The organism is Chamaesiphon sp. VAR_48_metabat_403 (genome assembly GCF_031422475.1).
Taxonomy (GTDB): Bacteria; Cyanobacteriota; Cyanobacteriia; order Cyanobacteriales; family Chamaesiphonaceae; genus Chamaesiphon.
The window spans coordinates 1-1,961 of record NZ_JANPLS010000091.1; the positions used below are offsets into that span (position 1 = coordinate 1).

Annotated in this window: 3 protein-coding genes and 1 pseudogene; all 4 read right to left on the bottom strand. The window is 40.3% G+C overall.

All coding sequences use genetic code 11. From position 1 onward, the window contains the following. Positions 1-204 (bottom strand): annotated as a pseudogene (locus RMO79_RS04785) (hypothetical protein); the annotation flags it as partial. Between the two features lie 158 nt (positions 205-362). Next, positions 363-1,025, bottom strand: a complete 663-nt coding sequence (locus tag RMO79_RS04790; RefSeq protein ID WP_310481920.1) for a DUF6064 family protein — start codon at positions 1,023-1,025, stop codon at positions 363-365. 32 nt (positions 1,026-1,057) lie between these two features. Then, on the bottom strand, positions 1,058-1,477 hold the full coding sequence (locus RMO79_RS04795; protein WP_310481921.1) for a hypothetical protein: 420 nt from the start codon (positions 1,475-1,477) through the stop codon (positions 1,058-1,060). Between the two features lie 27 nt (positions 1,478-1,504). Continuing rightward, positions 1,505-1,961, bottom strand: a 457-nt coding sequence (locus RMO79_RS04800; RefSeq protein WP_396136525.1) for a phytoene desaturase family protein, incomplete at its 5' end; no start/stop codon positions are given.

Below are 1,961 nucleotides of genomic sequence, written 5' to 3' on the forward strand. Positions count from 1 at the left end.
GTGCCGACGTAAAGCTAGATACTCAGCTAAATTCAAGGCACTATCGATAAACGCCGTCCGCTGAATGTGCGGATTCCACTCGTCAAAGGTGGCTTTTCCTTCGCTTTCGACAGTCTGGCGAAGTGCTTGCAATGTCGATAATAAACCCTGGGGAGTGGATAGATTGAGTGATTCGGAACTGGGTTTGGAAATTTGACTAACCATCGAAAAATCAGCAGATCGGTCAACTTTAACAATACTGTACAAAGATGAGGAATCTGTGAGGGAGGCAAGGGTTCGGCAGAGCCGACGCTACAAAGGACGGTAGACATATAAAACATTAATAATATTGGCAAAGGGCTGAAGGGGTAACGATCGCCCCTTCAGAATAAGTTCTCCATTTTTTGGACTAAATTGTGCCGAATAATTATAATTGTGCCGATCGTTCCGGCGACGAGCAATCCAAAATCTTCTTTAATCCCAAAACTCAATGCCGCCGAAGTTCCAACGATCGACCACAGAACTGGAACGATCGATAAACTCAATGAAATTTTCCGATCTGCCCACAGGAGCAAACCAAATGTGAAAATAGTTGTCGGGCAAGGTGTCCCAAACGTAGGTGTTGACGGGAAGATTCGCCCCAGCGCATAGCCGATTAACGGATAAATCACCAGCGCATAAGCAATAAATATCGCGCCGAGAATGCCGTCAAATCGTCGGCTAGCACGAAAACTCAATCTGTTTCTTACTACGCCTTCGTATAAAAAGAACAAACCTTGAATAATGAATAATGTACCGAACAGATATGCAGGTGGACTGATTGCTGTAAAGAAAATTAAATGATAAACAATCCCCGTCCATAGCCAGAGAAAACCAAGCAAGCATGAAATAAGCTTGTTCGCGAATGGTTTTCGACTTGCTGCCAGGAAAATTGCGGTAATTGTAACTAGAATTAGTGCAAACTGAAACGGATATATAGCTTGATTATACTTCTCGAATACCTGAAGAAATTGTTCGGTGGTGAAAGGAATTTTAGCAATTATCATTTTAAAACTCTTAGAGTATTTCCAGTCTCTGATTAAAGTTTGTCTTTTACTCTCGTACCTAATATTATCAATCCGACATAAATAATTATGGCTATTAGATCGGACAAAGTATCGGCAAGACTGTTTGAATTCTTAAATAATATGCTCCCAAAAACAACTACCCAACGACCAATTATCATAATTACAATGAGCCAAGCCGTAAATTTAACTTTTGCCAAATCCTTGTAAAACGCCATTATAAGAAATGAGACACCAAACCCAAAATTCTCAGCCGTAATAATATGCCAAACATAAAAAACTATTGTTTTTGTAGCCAGGTCGATGTTGCTGGCATTCACTATAGGCAAAATAGTAGTTTTACCATTCCAAGCATGTGTAAAAGAGAAAAGAATTGAGAGAATTCCTGCTGCTAGATAGTAGTAGTTTTTAACCGCTAACTTATTTATTGTCATGCTATTTTCCATGTAATTTCTGTATCTTCAAAGTACTATCGAGCGAAAAATCTGTTTATCTTCTCGACAAATTTGTTGAATAATATTGCGTCCCGACATGGCAACCACTGGCACACTCCCACCTGGCTCTACCCATTGCCCGATCTCATAAAATTTCCGCAATTTTGGTAATGTTTTGGGCAAACCTTTAATCGATAACGGCAGGGTTTGTTTGGTCAGGAGCCAACCACAACTCGATCCTTGCCAGTTGCCTGTATAACGCTCATAGGTGAGCGGTGTAGCCACATCTACAAACTCAATATCACCCTTAATTCCAGGATAAAATCGCTCTAATAGATCGATGAGAATTTGTGATTCTTGAATTTCCTCTGCATCGTAAATTGAACGACCATAAATACGTTGCCAATAGTCATAATTAGTCGTCAATACAACCATCACCACTGATTTTCCGTGTGGTGCTAAAGAGGGGTCGAAGCAATAGTGT

What these genes read in the sequence shown, in the direction of transcription:
- RMO79_RS04795 (WP_310481921.1), bottom strand. Translation starts at nt 1,477, where the DNA reads ATGACAATAAATAAGTTAGCGGTTAAAAACTACTACTATCTAGCAGCA.
- RMO79_RS04790 (WP_310481920.1), bottom strand. Translation starts at nt 1,025, where the DNA reads ATGATAATTGCTAAAATTCCTTTCACCACCGAACAATTTCTTCAGGTA.